15 protein-coding genes, 1 tRNA gene and 2 pseudogenes are annotated in these 16,815 nt (G+C 66.7%); 5 read left to right on the forward strand and 13 right to left on the reverse strand.

The genetic code is table 11. From position 1 onward, the window contains the following. Nucleotides 1–10 precede the first annotated feature (10 nt). From ACFWZ2_RS21430 to ACFWZ2_RS21450, 5 genes are all read right to left on the reverse strand, one after another. Entirely contained in the window at nt 11–4,171 is a 4,161-nt protein-coding gene (locus ACFWZ2_RS21430) for a DUF6531 domain-containing protein (RefSeq protein ID WP_384547920.1), read from the reverse strand. Nucleotides 4,172–4,178: 7 nt separating this feature from the next. After that, nucleotides 4,179–4,490 carry a hypothetical protein gene (locus ACFWZ2_RS21435; RefSeq protein ID WP_384547922.1) on the reverse strand — a complete coding sequence of 104 codons (312 nt, stop codon included), beginning with the start codon at nt 4,488–4,490 and terminating at the stop codon, nt 4,179–4,181. Nucleotides 4,491–4,570: 80 nt separating this feature from the next. Continuing rightward, entirely contained in the window at nt 4,571–5,671 is a 1,101-nt protein-coding gene (locus tag ACFWZ2_RS21440; RefSeq protein ID WP_384547923.1) for a hypothetical protein, read from the reverse strand. Beyond that, on the reverse strand, nt 5,668–6,309 hold the full coding sequence (locus tag ACFWZ2_RS21445) for a hypothetical protein (protein WP_384547926.1): 642 nt from the start codon (nt 6,307–6,309) through the stop codon (nt 5,668–5,670). Before ACFWZ2_RS21445 ends, ACFWZ2_RS21440 begins: the two co-directional genes overlap by 4 nt. 144 nt (nt 6,310–6,453) lie before the next feature. Beyond that, a complete protein-coding gene (locus tag ACFWZ2_RS21450; protein ID WP_384547928.1) occupies nt 6,454–7,029 on the reverse strand; it encodes a hypothetical protein in 576 nt (191 codons plus the stop codon). Between the two features lie 317 nt (nt 7,030–7,346). Between ACFWZ2_RS21450 and ACFWZ2_RS21455 the strand changes: the two genes are divergently transcribed. Both ACFWZ2_RS21455 and ACFWZ2_RS21460 read left to right on the forward strand, forming a co-directional pair. Continuing rightward, nucleotides 7,347–8,585, forward strand: coding sequence for a DUF6236 family protein (locus ACFWZ2_RS21455; protein WP_384547930.1), 1,239 nt, complete (start codon nt 7,347–7,349; stop codon nt 8,583–8,585). Nucleotides 8,586–8,627: 42 nt separating this feature from the next. Further along, entirely contained in the window at nt 8,628–9,188 is a 561-nt protein-coding gene (locus tag ACFWZ2_RS21460) for an HD domain-containing protein (RefSeq protein ID WP_384548099.1), read from the forward strand. Nucleotides 9,189–9,192: 4 nt separating this feature from the next. Here the strand turns inward: ACFWZ2_RS21460 and ACFWZ2_RS21465 are convergent, their stop codons facing one another. Both ACFWZ2_RS21465 and ACFWZ2_RS21470 read right to left on the reverse strand, forming a co-directional pair. Further along, nucleotides 9,193–9,660 (reverse strand): NUDIX hydrolase, encoded by a 468-nt coding sequence (locus ACFWZ2_RS21465; protein ID WP_384547932.1) that lies wholly within the window; start codon nt 9,658–9,660, stop codon nt 9,193–9,195. Nucleotides 9,661–9,813: 153 nt separating this feature from the next. Further along, nucleotides 9,814–10,471, reverse strand: a pseudogene (locus ACFWZ2_RS21470) (serine hydrolase); the annotation flags it as partial. A 230-nt stretch (nt 10,472–10,701) separates the two neighbouring features. On the opposite strand from ACFWZ2_RS21470, the pseudogene ACFWZ2_RS21475 reads away from it, so the two are divergent. Next, nucleotides 10,702–10,860 (forward strand): annotated as a pseudogene (locus ACFWZ2_RS21475) (arsenic transporter); the annotation flags it as partial. A gap of 115 nt (nt 10,861–10,975) precedes the next feature. Here ACFWZ2_RS21475 and ACFWZ2_RS21480 read toward each other — a convergent pair. The 6 genes from ACFWZ2_RS21480 to ACFWZ2_RS21505 all read right to left on the reverse strand — a co-directional run bounded on the left by ACFWZ2_RS21480 (nt 10,976) and on the right by ACFWZ2_RS21505 (nt 15,232). Continuing rightward, nucleotides 10,976–11,052, reverse strand: a tRNA-Pro gene (locus tag ACFWZ2_RS21480). Nucleotides 11,053–11,336: 284 nt separating this feature from the next. After that, a complete protein-coding gene (locus ACFWZ2_RS21485) occupies nt 11,337–12,680 on the reverse strand; it encodes an endonuclease domain-containing protein (RefSeq protein WP_384547933.1) in 1,344 nt (447 codons plus the stop codon). 454 nt (nt 12,681–13,134) lie between these two features. Continuing rightward, the gene (locus ACFWZ2_RS21490; protein WP_384547935.1) at nt 13,135–14,031 is read right to left on the reverse strand and encodes an IS3 family transposase; all 897 of its coding nucleotides are present in this window, start codon (nt 14,029–14,031) and stop codon (nt 13,135–13,137) included. Then, nucleotides 14,028–14,327: a transposase gene (locus tag ACFWZ2_RS21495; RefSeq protein ID WP_384547937.1), complete on the reverse strand. Its 300-nt coding sequence runs from the start codon at nt 14,325–14,327 to the stop codon at nt 14,028–14,030. The genes ACFWZ2_RS21490 and ACFWZ2_RS21495 overlap by 4 nt, the downstream gene beginning before the upstream one ends. A gap of 21 nt (nt 14,328–14,348) precedes the next feature. Beyond that, nucleotides 14,349–14,585, reverse strand: coding sequence for a hypothetical protein (locus tag ACFWZ2_RS21500; protein ID WP_384547939.1), 237 nt, complete (start codon nt 14,583–14,585; stop codon nt 14,349–14,351). After that, nucleotides 14,582–15,232: a plasmid pRiA4b ORF-3 family protein gene (locus tag ACFWZ2_RS21505; protein WP_384547940.1), complete on the reverse strand. Its 651-nt coding sequence runs from the start codon at nt 15,230–15,232 to the stop codon at nt 14,582–14,584. Before ACFWZ2_RS21505 ends, ACFWZ2_RS21500 begins: the two co-directional genes overlap by 4 nt. A gap of 72 nt (nt 15,233–15,304) precedes the next feature. Here ACFWZ2_RS21505 and ACFWZ2_RS21510 point away from each other — a divergent pair, with 72 nt between their 5' ends. Further along, complete coding sequence (locus ACFWZ2_RS21510) at nt 15,305–15,565, forward strand: hypothetical protein (protein ID WP_384547942.1); 261 nt, start codon at nt 15,305–15,307, stop codon at nt 15,563–15,565. 323 nt (nt 15,566–15,888) lie between these two features. Further along, nucleotides 15,889–16,653 carry a hypothetical protein gene (locus tag ACFWZ2_RS21515; RefSeq protein WP_384547944.1) on the forward strand — a complete coding sequence of 255 codons (765 nt, stop codon included), beginning with the start codon at nt 15,889–15,891 and terminating at the stop codon, nt 16,651–16,653. Nucleotides 16,654–16,815 lie beyond the last annotated feature (162 nt).

Raw genomic sequence — 16,815 nt, forward strand, 5'->3', positions numbered from 1 at the left:
AACTACAGCCTCACTGCTTGATCCTGGCCGTCACTCCAGAGGATCCGCACCCATTTCCGTTGGCATCCTTGAGGTTTGCGGGCTTCAGGCCGCTGTACCACCCTCCGTCCTCTGTGCATCCCTTGGCGATGAGCCCTTCGGGGTCCATCTGGAGGTGTGGATTGGTGACATAGGCGACCGGGTTCGGTCCTGCGTCCAGGCCGAGCGGATCAGGGCTGATGTACCGGGCAGTTTCGGGATCGTAGTGCCGGAAGTAGTTGTAAAAGAGCCCCGTTTCCCCGTCGTCGTACTGCCCAGGGAAGCGGAGGGGCGTGTAGGCGGCGGCGTCACGGTTCCAGGACGTTGCGCCCCACACAGTCGTCCGGCTCTGCCAAGCCACATCCCCTTGTTCGTCGACGAGTTCACTGGGGGCGCCGACGAGGTCCGTGACGATGGCGAAGAAACGCGAGTCGACGTCCGCCTGCGGCTCAGCGTCAAGGCCGGTTCGCCGTTCGAGTTGGGTGAGGGGACGGTAGGCGTCGTAGTCCCAGGTCAGCGTCGTCTGCGTTGCCGTGTCGGTCTGTTCGACCACACGAGGGCCGTCCCAGGTGAAATAGACGGAGTGCATGATCGAGCGTTCGTCGTCCGTCATGCGGTGCTTGGCCGTGCGGCGCCCCAGCGGATCGTAGGTGTACGTCCACAAGGTCCCGTCGGGGGTGCGGCAGGAGGTCAGCCGACTTTCCGCGTCCCAGGTATAGCGCCATGTGTCCGGCTTTCTCGATAGCCGGTTCTTCTGGCGCAGGACGGTGCGTCCTGCCGCGTCGTATTCGCACCGGATCCGGCCGGCAGTGAGCAGCCTGGTTCCCTCATAGGTGCGCTCGCCTCGCCCCTCACAGCGATGGGCCTCATCGGGCCATTCCGCCTGGGTCTGGTTGCCTGCGGCGTCGTAGGTGTATTCCTCGGTCCAGTTCTCGGCTGTGACGTGCCGTGGCCTGCCGGTCAGGTCCAGATCGAAGGACGTGCTTGTCCCGAGCAGCCGGTCGGATATGCGTTCCAGGAATCCGTCAGCACGGTAGTCGTAACCGAGGTCTCGCACGATGCGGTCAGGGGTGGCCAGAACTTGCGATATCAGACGGTCGCATTCGTTCCAGGCTGAGGTGAGAGTGACGGGTTGGCCGGACCGGCCGAAGGCCCGCGACACTTCGCGGCCCCGTGCGTCGTGGGCGAAGACCAGGGGGCGGCCGTCACTGCTCACGCTCGTGCGGTTTCCTGCGGCGTCGTAAGCGAACTCGGACACCGCTCCCGTGGGCGTGGTGCGGGATGTGACACGGCCCAGCAGATCGTAGGTGTAACGCGTGGTGCGCCCGTCGACCGTCTCAGAAAGCGGGCGCCCGAGGGCATCGCACTCGAAGGTCATCGTCGAGGTCGGGGAGGACAGGCGCACCAGGTTGTCGGCCGCATCATAGGTGTAGTGGGTGGTGTGCCCTGCTACGTCCTTCGCCACGATACGGCCGAGCGCGTCATAGCTGGTGGATATGCGCCCGCCGAGGGGTGTTGTGCGGGCAACGACCCGGCCTGCCTGGTCGTGCTCGTAGCTGATGGTGCGGCCGTCGAAGTCGGTTTCCGATGTCAGGCGCCCGGCCGGATCGTATGTGTATGTCCAGGTGAGGTTCTGGGGGTTGAGGACCTGGACGAGTCGAAGTTCGGTGTCGTAGGTGAACTCGTAGCGGCTGCCATCAGGGCCGATGCGGGCCGCGACCCGGTCGAAGTGCGTGTATTCGAAGCGGGACACGGTGCCCAGGGCATCCGTGCGGGCCGTGCAGTTGCCCTCGCCGTCCCAGGTCGATGTCTCTTCGCTGCCATCCGGCATGACGCGGCGTGCGAGCCCTCCTTCCACGGTCCAGGTCATCCGCGTGACAGCGCCGAGTGGGTCCGTGACCGTGACAGGGCGGCCGAAGGCGTCGCGTTCGTAGCAGGTCACCGCGCCGAGCGGGTCTATGACCTGGATCGGAAGCCCTGCCTTGTCGCAGCGGATGTGTGCGGTGTGGCCCAGGGGATCGGTGACGCCGGTGAGGTGCCCTGCCGAGTTGTAGGCGAAGCGAATCTGGGCACCCGCCGCATCGGTGGCTGCGGTGAGGTTGCCCCGTGCGTCGAAGGTTTGATGGCGTGTGAGACCAGAAGGTCCGGTGACTCGGACCGGCTGGCCCAGTTCGTTGTACTCCACGATTGTTCCGCGCCCGTCAGGGCGGATGGCGGAGGCGAGGAGTCCGGTCTCGTCGTAGGTGAACTGCCTCGTGTGACCGAGAGGGTCGGTGACGGAGACCAGGCGGCCCTGGTCGTCCCACTCCTGGTGGGTGACATGGCCGAGCGGGTCCGTCCGGCGGACGAGGCGAGATGCCTCATTGTGTTCGTAATAGCTTGTGTGGCCAAGGGAGTTGGTGACCTTGGTGGTGCGGGTCTCATCGTCGTAGGCAAGTGTTCCCGAAAGGCATCCGCCGCTGCCTTCCGTAGCTACGACGCGACCGTGGTCGTCGTATCTGTAGTTGTACGCCGTGCCGTTGCGGTCGAGCCAGGAAACGATGCGGCCCGCGTCGTCGTACGTGAAGTGCTCGGAAAGACCTGAGGAGTTGGTGACGTCAACTAGGTTCCCTGTTGCCTCGTCATAGCCAAGGGTGAGAAGGCTGATCCCGCGCGAAGAGGGGGCGTCGGCGTCGAGGAGGCGCAGGCCGGTGATGCGAGGCAGGTGAGGATGCCGGTCCAAAGCGATCCGGTAGCCGGCAGTGTGACTCACCTCGATCGGGGCGCCGTCAGCAGCGTAGTGGACGGTGATGCGCTGGTCATTGAGGTCCGCGATCTCCTGCAGAGGGAGGTCGATGGCTTGGCCGTCCGCTGCAGGCCGGGGGGAATGGAAGACATGTGCAAGGCCGGTGCCCGGGTCGAACAGCCGCAGGGCACCGTCGGTCTCGGTGTCCCAGGACAGGAAGAGACGCGCCCCGGTTGTCGGAGATACGGGCTCGGCTGCATCGGGAGCCAACCGCGGGAAGACCAGGCGCGCGCCGTCGGGGGTGGCGTAAGTGATGGTCTCATCGCCGACTTGAAGGCGCTGGTCGAGCGTCGAAGCCCAGGATATGCCGAACCAGCCGCCCCACCGATAGGACGAGAGGTGAGTGCGTTCCAGGACGAGGGGAAGGGTGCCCGGCAGTTGGACGTCCGTCTCCATCAGGAGCATGTCGCCCGTGGCGACGTCGATCGGATCGACTACCCACTCTCTTAGCTTTGCTCGGATCGACGCGAGATTTACCTGCAGTTTCCCGGGCAGCAGGTTCGGGCGGCCCAGACCATCGCGGCCCAAGCCCAATGCCTTGCCGATCTTGGACAGTTCGCCGGGCTTGAGTTTCTTGAGTCCCTTGCCGAGGGCCTTGCCCAGGACGCCGGCGCCGACGCCGAGGATCGCGCCCTCGGCCAGCAGCTTGGAGAGCTTGGCGGGGTCCTTGAAGGCGCCGGGATCTTGCAGGGCGGCGTCGAAGGCGGCGAACTTCATTCCCTCGCCCGCCATCTTGCCGACCCTGGCGATCGTCTTGATCTCCCCGAGGGCCTTCAGCGCCCGCTCCAGGCCGCGGATCGCCTCCATCACGGTGCGGATGACCGAGGCCATGCGGGTCCCGGACTTCTCGATCCGGGCGATCAGCGCCACGACCTTCGCGGCGCGGGCACCGGCCGCGAGGTTCCCGGCGATCATGGACAGGCCGCCGGTCAGCACCGACAGCGCCAGGCTCGCGATCTCGAACTCGGCGATCTCCGCGAGGAGCACGCCGATCTCGGTCAGCAGTTCATGGGCCTCGTCGGCGAAGTCGTCCAGCGCCTTGGCACCGGTGCGCAGCGAGTCGGCCATCTCGGTGGCCTGCGTGCGGGTGGCCTTGGCCCGCTTGTGGAGGGCCTTGGCGGCCTTGCCCTCCCACTCCAGATCCGTGAGCGCGCTCTCGGCGGCGTGTGCGGCAGCGTCAAGGCCCTTGGCCAGGGAGCGCCACTGCTTGGCTATCTCGCGAATGCCGTCTGGATCGACGAGCGGATCGGTGATGCCCAGGAACTCCAGTCCGCTGGCGAGGGTGTCACCGAAGGCGTGGTTGGCCTTGTTGATCCAGTGCAGCGGGTTGAGGTCCTCGACGTCGATGCCGGGGATGTCGAAGCCCATGGACGGCTCAGCCCTTCTTGGCGCGGGCCGCGGCGCTCAGCAGCACGTCCAGCACGTCGAAGGCATCGGAGACATCGCCCAGGAACTTCGCCTCCGCCTCCCACTCCTTGTGCAGGCTCTTGGTGAGTTTGGCGATGGTGTCCATACCGTCCTGGATGTCGTCCTTGGCACTCATCAGCGAGCCCAACACCCCGAAAGCGGACAGGTCGTGCGAGGCCGCCTTGAAGTCATGCAACGGCTTGCGGGTGTGATCATCCACCTTGCCCAGCGCGGACGCCGCCTTGTGCAGGGATTCCGCATCCTTCTTCAGGTCCGACATACCTGCCCGCCCCCGTGGGTTGAGATGGTTCTACGTGCTACGCGCTGACGCGTGCAGACCGGACCGGCCTGCAGCCTCGGTCAGCGGTTGATGGACTGGATCTCCTGGACCGTCATGTCCTGGGTCGTCTCGAAGGTGCCATCCGGCAGATCACCCTTCGCGCCGCCCGTGCCCTCCCAGGAGATCTCCCAGGTGATCGACGCCTTCAGCTCGTACGGTTCGCCGCTCGTGGCGCGGAGGTACTGGATCCCGCACGGCGGCTCCTGCCCGGCGTCGCCCTTCTGGTACGGGGCGCCAATGGAACCGTCCTCATTGACCGGGCAGTCACTGGAAGAGGGGAAGGTCTTCGCATCCTCGGTACCCGGCTCCAGATGGAGGGCGACGGGCTTCGCGGTGGTCACCGCGTACAGGCCCGTGCCGGGCAGGTCAGCGCGGACCGTGACGTCCTTGAAGGTGGCCTTGTCCAGCCACACCCAAGTGGGCAGGTTCACCGTCGACTTGCTCTCGGGCTTCAACTCGACCTCGGTGTCCGGGACCCTGATCTTGTCGTACGCAAAGGCGGCGAGCGTCTCAGGCGTGGGGGCGTTCTTGTCCTTGGGGATGGTGCCCTCGTCCTGCCAGAACATGATCCGGCCGCAGTCCCACGCCTTGGAGTCCTGGTACATGCCCTCGCGGACCGTGCTGCGCCAGAACATGCCCTTCTTGCCGAGGTTGTACTTCTTGTAACCGTCGGCCGTGGTGTCTCCGGGGCGATTCAGGTCGAAGTTGGAGTCCGCCTTGCCCTTCTCGTAGTGGTCCACCCAGAGGCCGTTGCTCCACCACACGTGGGCGTTCACCAGCCCGCCCTCACCAGTCGCGACCGCGTCCTTCAGTTGCTTCGGCGAGAAGACCGGCTCGTACCAGCAGGCCGGAGGCTCCCAGTTGGGGTCCACGGACTTCAGCTCGCCCACCGACGCCTTCGTCGTCTGGCCGCCGGGGTACGTGAGCTTGATCTTCGAGTCGGACACCGAGGCCATCAGGTCCTTGCCCGATGCGCCACCCTCCACGGAGTTATGTGTCCCTCCGCCTCCTGGTGACTCCTTCCCGCCGTCGCCGATGGCGAGTGCTGGTGAAGGGAACAGGACGGCTGCGGCAACGAGTAGAGCCAAGGTTCCCTCGACGGAACGCCGGAGGGATGTCATCGGCCGCAACCTCCCTCGTCGGTCTCCACGGTTGAGGTCTGCCAAACACCCTGGGCGTTCCTGTCCAGCCGCGTTCGGTACTGGATCTTGGGATTCTCGCCTTCTGGCGTACCTGCGACCTTGCCGGTCTTGAGATTCCGGGTGTAGCCCTTGGCCTCGTCAACGCAGTAGAAGAGGACGCCGAACCCTTCATTGCTCACATGCACCTGGGGATTGAAGACGCGGACGCTTCCCTTGAGGGTGAGATCTTTGTACGTCTTTACCCACTCGGCTCCGGATTTGCGGGCCGTGCCCGTGGTGTAGAACTTCATCGCGCTGAACTGCGGATCGCCCGCCATGATGGCGGCGTATCCGGCCCGCAGGCGGCCCTTCCCATCGTCCAGGATGGCTTGCAGCTTCGGATCGCTGTTCGTCCAGCCTTCGAAGTTCGCCTGGAACGTCTTGGGCAGCTTGATCTCCGGCCGCTTGGCCCCGTCCGCCGACACGGACGGCGAGGACGAAGCCGACTTCTCACTGCCCGTGTCAGCGCCGGCGATCTTGTCGTTGTCCTTGCTGTCGTCCGAGCCGCCGCAGGCGGTCAGCAAGAGGGCCGCGGATGCGGTGAGCGCGGCCGCGACGAGCCGGGTCGAGCGAGTCACTGTTGTCTCCGGTGAGGTGAGGGTTAACCCAAGCGAAGCAACGCTATCTGTGACCACCTGGTGACGATGAGAGCGGGTCAGGCTTTGGCTGAGACGTAGTGGTGCTGAACCGCCCCGGCTCGAGTGGAGACCACGGCGATCCCACTACGCACGCCTCTTCTCCAGATTCCCCAGCACCTGTCCAGCCACCTTGCGCGCCTGGTTGTTGAGGTCCTTCTCGGCCACCACGTGGGCGGGCGAGTACCTCTCGACGTACAGGAACTGCCCCGCTCCGATGTCTACCGTGAGCGACGACCGCCAGGTATCGCCGTACATGACCTGCCGCGCTGCGTTACGGCCCTTGAGGATCACGGGGACGGCCTTCGTCGGGCTCGCGTCCGTCGCGTCGGCAACCTGGAGCAGTGCGGTTTCGTTCTTGAACAGGCTGACGACGTAGCCTGCCGGATTGTCCTCGTCGGACGTCATCAAGAAGTAGCAACTGACCTCGCCCTTGGCCGAGTCGGGCTCGGTGTCCTCGATACCGGCGGCCTGCTGCTGGGCATCCGTGAGCGCGGCCTGGCAGATGGAGCTCTCGTCGACTCCATCTGCCTTGATCGGCGCGGCGGCTGACGTACCTTCGGCGGCGGACTTGGCGGACGTAGTCGCCGGGGTTTCCGAGGAGGAGCATCCCGTCACCAGCAGAGCGGAGAGTGACACCAGGGGCCACGCGCGCGACGACATACGCACTGTGGATTCTCCTCAATAGCCTTTGGCTGCGGCGAGCTGAAGCGGGCACGACATCGTAGCCACCAGATCTCCGCCCACCTCACGCTGGCAGTCGTGCGACCTCCCGAGCACACCCCCAAGACAAGGTCACTTCGGCGCCTCCGTGCCCGTAGTTGTGCACCACGGGGGCCCTGCCGCCCTCACGGGTGTCGACCTCGACCCGCACCTCCGCCGTCGCAAGCCCAGTGATCCACCCACAGCAGGTGTGGGTCATGATGACCGCGTGCCGCCGCGCTAAGCAACGGTGGCGAGCGATGGGGGGGGAACACGGAATGCAGACCATCGGCCTCTACTACCCGCACGTCCACGTCCAGAAAGACGTCTGGCTGAAGACCGCCGCCCTCTACTGGCCCAAACTCGCCCGAGTGGTTGCCGACGGCTATCCGGTCAGTGATTCCGCGACAGCCATTGCCTTGGGGGATGGGCTCGATTTCTGGGAGGACCTCGATCCGAAGAGCGCCGCGGCCGCGGTTGAGGGTCCCTTTCTGTCCGTCATCAGGGAACACGCTGCCGCACTTCGGTATCTGTACTCGGTCTCGCCCGATCAGCTTCGCGGCGGTGACGGTGCCGATCCAGTGCCGCAGAGTGCGAATCGCCTCAACCGGTACGCGCCCCCACCCGCACCGGGAGACCCCGTCGGGGTCCGGAGGGTTACGCGAGCTGCGGAGTTGTTCTGGGACGAAGTCTCCCCGGATCTCCGCGAGGCTCTGATCAGAGAGGGCCTGGCGCTGAACACCAATCGGCCCTTCGAGCGGTCCGGGTACGTGGACAGCCACTGGATCTCCATGGACCCGATGCTGGCCTGGGTGTACAAGTGCGCCCTTACACACGAGATCGCCTCCCGGAACCGCCTGCACCCCACTACGGACCAGATCGCCGCACACCAAGCGAGCCAAGCCTGGGACGCCGAGCGTATAGCGGCTGTCCTGCTGGGGCACCGTGTGGGACCGTCCGAGGAGCCAGTGGCGGGTCGCCTCGGCCAGCTCGCGGTCCAGATGGTCCTTCCGGACAACATTGCGCAGGTCCCAGTGCAGAAGCTTGTCGAACTGCGCAAGCGTCACGAGACCGAGTTCAACGCCTTCATGGGCGCCGTCGCTCTCGCGGCGGAGGATGTGCAGGGAGAGCTTGCCGGCATCGAGAGCCACAAGATCCTTGCCTCCTACCTCGACCATGTACGGCAGGAGCGTTTCCAGAAGCCACTGGATGACCTCAAGGCCGCCATGAAGGGTCTGAAGATCGACACCGCGTTCGGGGCGATGAACATCCAGACCCAGCTGCCCGCGGTCAGCGGGGCGCTCGGCGGACTGGCCATCGACAAGCCGTACGTCACCGCCCTCGGTGTCGCCTACGGACTCCTGGGGATTCGACACTCCACAGCGAAGCAGCGCGACCAGCTGCTGGCCAACTCCCCCGTCTCGTATCTACTCAGGGTCGAACAGGGCCTGGAGCCCGGCGGCCTGATGCGCCGAGTGACGCGTGCAGGGCAACGGGTCGGGGGAAGCGGGACTTGAGGCGGTCTACAGCCGCTGTCACCGACGTATCCTCCAACCGTGATGACGGTCGGGCGGTCGTATGAATTGGCGGAGGCGCTGCTGGGCGAGAGTCTGCCGAAACGCTGGGAGCACACGAAGGGCGTGGCAGCCTGCGCTCGACGGCTGGGGCCGCTGTTCGGGGACCAGAGTGAGTTCCTGGAGGCGGCTGCCGTTCTGCACGATATTGGGTACGCGCCGCCGCTGGTCGTCACCGGCTTCCACCCGCTTGACGGTGCACGTCATCTGCGGACGCTCGACGCGGTCGACGATCGAGCCGTGCGCCTGGTGGCGAACCACTCCTTCGCGCTCCTGGAGGCCGAGGAGCGTGGGCTTCGCGCTGAGCTGGCCGACGAGTTCCCGCTGCTCGACGATCCTCTCCTGGTGGACGCGTTGGTGTACTGCGATATGACCACGACGCCGGACGGCGGGCGTACGACGTCGGAGGAGCGGGTGGGCGAGATCCTGGGCCGCTACGGCAAGGACAGTGTCGTCGGCCGGTTCATCCGCCGGGCCGCACCTGGGATCCACGAGAGCGTGGGCCGGGTGCGGGCGGTGGCGAACGAGCTGGGCGTGGTGCTCTGAGCAGCTATCCCAGGTAGGGGTAGGTGCCGGCCAGGTAGTGGCCGATCTGTTCATGCATGCTGGGGTGGATGTCGAGGGCGTCGAGGTCGTCCGGGTGGGCCCAACGCACGTCGTCCGCCTCGTCGTTGATCGTGGGCTTACCGCCGACGGGGCGGCCGATGTACGCGACCTCGTACTGCTGGCGGATCTCACCGTCGGTGTAGGCGACGATGTGGTGCGGGTTGGTGTAGACGCCGAGGAATCCGGTGACTTCGGCGACGATGCCGGTCTCTTCCTCGCATTCGCGGACGGCGCACTGGGCGGCGGTCTCCCCGATGTCCTGGGCGCCTCCGGGCAAGGCCCATTGGCCGGTGTCGCGGCGTCGTTGCAGGAGGATCTCTCCTTTGTCGTTGACGACGAGCATGTTGCTGGCGGGGATCAGGGTGCTGGCCTTGGGAGCCTTGGGGTCGTTGTAGTACTCAATCCTGCCCACTGCGGTGGTGCTCCTGCCTGTCGGGCGCCCAGGGGCGCGCTGTCTTCCAGACCGCTTCGAAGCCCTCGTCCTATCGTTCGAACCATTCCGCATTGGCGAAGGCTGTAGACACGGCTGACCGCGTGGGATGAGTCCGCTGTGCTGGGGCTCTCGTCACGTGAGTGACCTGCGTACTGCGTCGGCCAGCGATGCGGCACGTACATCGTCGGGGCCGCTGATGATGTGGTTCATCACGTAGCCGAAGGTGATGCCGTGTTCGGGGTCGGCGAAGCCGAGTGAGTCGCCTCGGCCGGTGTGGCCGAAGGAGTGCGGACCGGTCATGGGGTTGTCCTCGGTGGGCAGCATGGATCCGGAGCTGAACCGGCTGGGCGCCACCAGCACTTGGTCCATCCCGTTGGCCTGTTCCTTGGTGGCCGAAGTGAGGGTCTCCGGGGTGAGCAGGCGTGTCAACGGCGTCCACCTCGCCGATCAGCCCGCGTACATGCGCGCCAGTCCACGCACGGTGCCGATGCCGTTGGAGACCGGGAGCTCCGCGGCCTGTACTTCGGGGGAATTGAAGTCGATCTCGGCTGGGCCGGTGACTGTGTATGCCCTGTTACTGAAAGAGTTCGGGTCGCGCCAAGCGGCGACCTGTTCGCGGAGTTCCTCAGGGGTCGACTCTGGAGGAACGGTGGTGACGTCGACGTCCGACGTCCGGCTACCGGTGCACCATGCGGCTGCCCCGGCCGCATTCGCTCGTCGGCAGCCCGATGAAGAGGTCCAGGCCCAGTGGGGCGGGGATCTCGTCGGCGAAGAAGTCGCCCGGCGTGCGGACGCCGTGGACCTACTTCTTGAACTCGGCGCGGCCGGGAACGGTGATGCGGTGCCGACGTGCGAATGCGGCGGCGGGGTCGGTGAACCCGGCCGAACCGATCACGATCGCCACGTCGCGCCATGGTGGGACTGTGCTATGCAGTTGAACTGCTGCACGTGCCCGGATGTGATCCGTGCTCGGTAGCGCTTGCACTGGATGATTCGAGGTTGCCGTCGCCGTCGGCGAGGCGTTCCCGGTGTCTCCTTGCCGGGGTGCTCGCGGTCGTGGCCGTCACCACCGCTGTACTCAGCCTGGACGCGACGGTGGTACTGCTCACCCCCGTGGTGTTCGCGGCGGCGCGGACCGGGGTGCGGGCAAAGCCGTATGCGTACGTCGCCGCGCACCTAGAATTGTGCGCTTTCGCGGATGGAGGGTGATCGTGTTGTGACCACCCCTCCCTGGAGAACGCTGGAGGTGGTCCTTTCGCTTTGGAGGAAACGGCTTCCGACCTGCGTGAAATGTTGGTCGGGACGACAGGATTTGAACCTGCGACCCCTTGACCCCCAGTCAAGTGCGCTACCAAGCTGCGCCACGTCCCGATGCCCGTCTGACCTGGAGCTTTCACCGGCCATTCGTGCATGAGAACCATATCAGGGGGACCGTGCGTCCTTAGCCGATCAAAGCAGGTGCCGGAATCCGGCCGGCGCGACCGGGTGCCTGGGCGTCAAGGGCGCCTCCCGTCGCCTCGCCGGCCACATCGTGCAAGTGCACAGCAGGGTCTGGGGTATCACTGCTGCGCATGTCGCCGGGGCGTACGGGGTGACCGTGTCGGGGGTCAGCAGCTGCGAGGTGACGTGAGGGTGCCAGGTCTCTTGGCGCGCGTTCAGAACAGTGCCAGGCCCTCGCCGCTGGTGTCCGCGATGACTGGCCGGGACTGGGTGGGGAGGTCGTCCAGGCGGTCGGGGCCGGCTGCGGCGGCCACGGCAGGGGCTGTCTCGGCCAGCCAGATGCGAAACCGCTCGGCGGCTTCGCGGTAGGGGACTTGCGCCAGGATGCGGTGCTCGCCGGAGGGGCAGAGGTCGACGGCGACCGTGAGCAGGCAGGAACGGGGTGCCTGCTGATTGCCCGTCCAGGACACGCGCAGGACACCGCAGGGCGTGCGCCCGCGGGGGGCTTGGTGGCTCGGGCGTAGTGATCGGCAGGCTGTGTGGGCGGTCCATGCGGCCAGGTGCGGCAGGGGCAGGGTGGTGCGTGCGCGGCAGCCGGGGCAGCGGTGCCAGTGGCGGAGCCAGTCGTCGGTGTCGGTGTGGAAGAGGCGTGTGTAGCGGCCGGCTACGCGGATGTCGTTGCTGTACAGGTGGTCGGGGCGTTCTTGTGTGTTGCAGGACTGGCAGACGGGGGCGCGGACGTAGCCGTGTTCGTGGCAGTGGTCGAGGACGGTGGCGGGTGCGGTGCGGCAGACGGTGCACGCCCACCCGGCCACCCTGCGGGCGGTACCGGGCTTCCTGCTGAGCACCGAGTACAGCTGGCCGTCCAGCTCTTTGTTGTACGGGCGCAGTGAGGCGATGGGGCCCTCGGGGCTCGTCATCCGCCGACCGTCGGCGTCTTGGGCCTGCCGGGGAAGGGAGGGCGGCTCGGTGACGGCTGCGCTCGCCTGGCGGGTCCGCGCTGCGTGTACCCACTGCGTTTCGGTGTGCTCGGCCGCATCCAGCAGCCTGACCACAGCACGCGGCAGCCACCACGTCCGCTGCGTCCCGTCGCGGGTCTGCTCCACGAGGATCTGTCGCCAGTCGATCCCCGCCAGATGGTACGGCCGGCCGACTTCACGACGTGCTGCCCGCTCGGGGCCGCTCAGCTCCTGCAGTTCCCGCGTGATGCGCTGGCGCCAGCGCAGCGGCTTTTGATCGTTGCACTCCTGCCTCGGCGTCCCACGGAACGGACCGATGCGGACCAGGTCGTGGCGGTCCATCCTCACCGCGTTGAGTTCCGCGGCAGCTCGGCGCACCTCGACCTCGGGCACACTCCACTGACCGTCGCTGGCCCTCTCCGTTGCCACCACATGGCTGCAGAGCAGGACGTACCCTGCCCGGGCGTGGGCAGGAGAGCGGGTGCATGTCCCAGACGCCGTCGGCACAGCGCTGTCGGCCGTCAAATCGGCCCACAGCGCGTCCGCGGCACCCAGGGTGATCAGGCCGTCCGTGCGACCGGGCATGACACGCTCTGACATACCGACAGGCTAACGGCCTGCAACACGGCAACGGGTCTCCAAGCGCCTCAGTCAGCCGCGCCGCCGCCCGCAACTCCCTATTCCTGAGTACCTGGTTCGTCAGCACCTCCTGTGCCCGCAGCCTCACCACCCGAATGTCAAGAGTTGTGAGCGGACAGCGGCCACGATCAAGGGCCGTTGACCGACCCCAGGGGCCCCAGTTCATGAGCGGGAAGGCTCTGCACCTCTCGGGCCTCTGGCACGGCGAAGAGCTGTGCCCGTCCGTGTTGTCGGCTCACGGGTGGGCGCAGTGGTCGAAGCGGAGGCCATCAAGGAGAACTGAGGTTCTTGATCACTTTGCTCGCCGTGGTGCGCGCGGGTCCGAGGCGTGGGTCCTGGGGGTGGGAGTGCGGCCCGAGCAGCTTGGCGCAGACGAAGAGGGTGAAGTTCCACCGCGATCTTGGACACTCGATCGTTACGCTGCGAGGGTGTGACCTTGTTCGTGGCGCTGACGCGTCTCGAGCGGGGTGAGATAGCCCCACTGCGGATGCTTGCGCAGGCGTCGGCGGTTGTAGAAGGTTTCGACGAAAGAGAAGATTTCCGCTCTCGCGGTGGCCCGGTCGGGCCAGAGGCGGGTGCCGATCTCCTCTTTCAGCACGGCGAAAAAGCTCTCGGCCGCAGCGTTATCGTAACAGGAGCCTGTTCTTCCCATACTCTGTCTCAGGTTCAACTTGCCTGTCTCGCGGCGCAGTTCACTGGAGGTGTATTCGCTGCCGCGGTCCGAATGTGCGATGCAGCCGGGCTTCAGACGGCCGCGGCCGGCAGCCATTCTCAGCGCGTCGACGACCAGGCCGGCGCGGTGGTGGTCGGCCATCGAGTAGCCGACTATCTCGCGGGTGGCCAGGTCCAGCCAGGTCGCGAGGTAGAGCCAGCCCTCGGCGGTGGGGATGTAGGTGACGTCGCCGACCAGCTTGGTGCCTGGCGTGTGCGCGGTGAAGTCGCGGCCGAGCAGGTCGCGTGCGGGAACGGCCTTCTTCGCCTGCCGGGTCAGGTTCCGGCGCCTGCGGCGGGGCACGCCGCAGGCGCCGCGCTCCCACATGATGCGCTCGATCCGCTTGCGGTTCACTCGCCTGCCGAGGCGTCGGAGTTCGGCGTGGATGCGTGGGGCACCGTAGGTGCCCCTGGAGGCGGTGTGCAGCACGGTGATCTCGTGCGCGAGGGCCTCGTCGGCCGCCTGCCGGGCGGCGCGGGCCTTCGCCGCGGCCTGCCAGGCGTAGAAGGAGGAGCGGGCCACGCTCAGCAGCCGGCACAGGAAAGCAATGCCATGGGTGGTCTTCTCCGCCTCGATGAACGCGAACACGTCGTCGTTCACCGGTCGCTCTCCTTCGCGAAGAAGACCGCGGCTTTTCGCAGTACCTCGATCGTCTTGGCCTGCTCGGCAGCGAGCTTGCGCAGCCGCTTGAGCTCCTCGCGCTCCGCCGTACTGAGCTCGCCGGGGCGGCCTTCGCCGCGGTCGGTCTTGGCCTGCTTGTACCAGCCGCGCAGCGACTCCGGGCTGACCCCGAGCTCCCGGGCGATCTCGGTCACCGTGCGGCCCGTGGAGTCGACGAGCGCAATCGCATCCTGTTTGAACTCCGCGGTGTACCGCTTCGTGTACTTACTTCCCACCTGGCACTGCTTTCCCTGGGCTCACATGTCCCAGTGTCCAGGTGTCCAAGCAACAGGTGGAACTTCAGACTCCCTGGCGTGCGCGGCCTGGGCGGCGACCGTGCGCTGCTGGATGGCGGCGAGTACCTCGTGAGCTTCGGCCAGGTGCAGTCCGGCGGTGGCCGGGGTGAGGGCGGCGCGCTTGAGCGTGCCGACTTCGTGGGTCTCGAGGGCTGTGCCGTCCTGGTGGTCGATGACGAGCTGCACGGTGAGCTTCACGGGCGTATCCCTCGGGTGTCGAGGCCGAGCTGGTGCAGGGCTCGGTTGACGGGGCGGCGGTCGAAGTCGTCCAGGAGGGCGTAGCGGTGCAGGACGAGCATCCCCTCGCGGTGGTCGAGGACCAGTTCGCGGCAGGTTGCCTCGTCGGGGGCGGCGAGGATCTCGGAGAGTACCTCCGCCATGCGGCCCGCGATGGTCAGTGGAGACAGGTCCCGGCGCAGCCGCAGGCACTCCGTCACGCTGCAGCAAGCATCTTCCGGGGGCGCCTGGCGGGCCCCGCGGGTGCAGGCCGGGTGGGGGTGGCGCGGTGCCGGGGTGAGGATCTGCTTGACGAGGATGTCGTGGTGCCACTGGGCGATGAAGTCGTACTGGTAGCTGAACCGCTCGCGCACGCGCAGGGCGAAGCCGGCGAGGCGGACGTGGTGGGCGTTGTGGGAGAAGCCGGTCCCGCCGGGGCGCCACAGCCCGTAGTCCATGCCGTGGACGGTGAAGCGGTGCAGGTGGTCATCACTCCAGCTGAAGGCGGTCTGCAGGATCGCGTGCAGGCCGGCGATCGAGGTTTCGGCGTCTACGAGCAGGCGGCGCCAGATCGGCGGGCTGATCCCGCGCAGCACCACCCGCAGTTGATACACCGCGTCCCCGGGCACATCCGGGTTCCTGCCCGAAGTGCCTCATGGTCACAGGCGGTTCACCCCCCCGTGTGCCCGTTGTGCTAGCGCGTGGACCGCTCCACCCTCTACCGCCGGGTCGAAGACCTGCGTGAACCGGAGGAACTGCGCTGCCGCGCCTGCGAAGTCATCATCCTCGCCCCGGAAGTCGCCTGCCCCAGCTGCAGCGAGGACGACCCCGCACCCGTCGCGCGCACCGCGTACGACGAGGCCCACGCCGAAGACCCGCCGGAACCCGACGACCACGGCGGCCTCGCACGCATCGGCCACCCGACCGTCACCCCGGGCTCACTCGCCGATCAGCAGAGGTGATCAGCGACGCCTGCCCTTCCACGTCCGCGCTCACCTCACACGGGAACGTCAGCAGGTGTCCACAACTGTCCATTCAGCGCGGGGCCTTCGAGAACCTGCTGCTGTGACCATTATCGAGAGCATCATGTCTGGCCTGATCGTTGCGCTGATCGGATGGGGCACACGGTGGGCCTGGACCCGCTGCCGCCAGTGGTTCCGGGCCCGACGAGCGGACGCCAACGCCCCTTCCGACGGCTGAGCAGATCCGATCCATCGACCTGAGACAGGGGCACGACATGGGGCGAACAGGGAATTTGGAACAGCCGGACCTTGCCCCCGGACCGATGCGTGACTTCAGCACGGCCATGCACGCGTTGCACCAGCGGGCCGGAAGTCCCAGTGTCCGGGACATCGCAGGCGAGATAGGGCTCGCCCATGGCACCGTCCACAACGTATTCACCAAGCCCAGCCTCTCCCCCCGGGATACGGCCATGGCCGTCGCCGAAAGGCTCACACTCCGGGTGCGATGGGGTAGCGGGGTCGACCCTGAAAAGGCCATCGACGCGGAGCTGAACCGGCTGGAGCAGCTCTGGCACCGGGCCTGGGAGGCTGAGAACCCCTCTCGTCGGCCCGAGCTGCCTGATGCCACAGTCGAGCTGCTTCATGGCCTCAGCCCCAAGTGCACCCTGTGTCACCATTCCCGGCAGCCTCGTGACATCGCCCCCATTCAGAGTTGGCCCGCCGCACGTCGCCTGGCCTTAGGCCCCCCAGGCCAGGACGGCACGCCCAGCGTCCGCTATATATACGACCCGTGGCGGCTGCTGGTCCTCTGCCAGCACTGCCAGCAGAGGCAGCACGCCGGAGCTGCGGATGAGCAGGAGCTTCGTACGGCGCGAACCACGCTGGACTGCCAGTCCGGGGCGGCCCGGCACTACGCCCGCTTCATCGACCAGTATCTGACTGATAGCCAGTCTTTTGACTCGGTCATGCTCCCGGCGCTCGCTATCGTCAGCGCCGATCCTGCAACCCATATAGCCCCGTACGTCATACACGGAAAAATCAAGGTTGACCGCGCCCGGGGGATGGTGACCATAGGCAAGATCGAATGAGCTGACTGGTCCTTGGCAGAGCCCTACGGCCCCTGGTCACCGCTACCCCGCCCCCCACGGTTTTCCCGCCCTCGCACTCTTGGGCCACGCAACGCCCTCATAGCGACCTTTGGCGCTGTCACGTTCCGGGCCCGCACCGTGCCCCGTGGGCGGGCGTTGATG

This window comes from Streptomyces sp. NPDC059002 (genome assembly GCF_042740435.1).
Classification (GTDB): domain Bacteria; phylum Actinomycetota; class Actinomycetes; order Streptomycetales; family Streptomycetaceae; genus Streptomyces.